We start from the raw sequence: 494 nt of genomic DNA, 5'->3' as shown, positions 1-494 counted from the left end.
GAGTGCGCACCGCAGCACCTCGGTTTGTGCGAGACGGCGAGCCTGAGATCCGACGGTTATCGCGCTGCGCCTGTAACGCTCGCGCGACCTGCAACGCATGACCAAGACGCTTGTTCTCGATTATCGCGCCTTGGTCAATGTCGGCGAGCTTGTCATACGGCACAGCATGCAGCACGCTGCCGTCAGCGCGGATTTCGAGGCGCCCATCTGGGTATTCCCACACGTCGATGTAGCGGCCGATCAGCCTGCGATTCGCTGCCGTGTCATCGAGCAGCCAGAGTACGCGGTCGTTCAGCAACGTCAGCGCATCCGATACCTTACGCTGTACCCGCCAAGTCAAAACCGCGTCGAGATTCTCGTCATCGCGCAGCGGCCGGTGGGCGTCGTACGCGCTTCTTGGCGGCTTTGCGAAGCGCGCGTTATAGGCCGCCATGAAAACGCAGGCAAACGCGTTTGCAGCTGCAATGGTGCTGATATCACGCAAACGCAGCTCC

1 pseudogene is annotated in these 494 nt (G+C 61.1%); it reads right to left on the bottom strand.

What is annotated here, in order from left to right:
- Nucleotides 1-494 (bottom strand): annotated as a pseudogene (locus NCT05_RS36660) (ISNCY family transposase); the annotation flags it as partial.

This window comes from Caballeronia sp. AZ7_KS35 (assembly GCF_023631045.1).
Lineage (GTDB): Bacteria > Pseudomonadota > Gammaproteobacteria > Burkholderiales > Burkholderiaceae > Caballeronia > Caballeronia zhejiangensis.
This window is presented reverse-complemented; position numbering and strand designations above follow the sequence as displayed.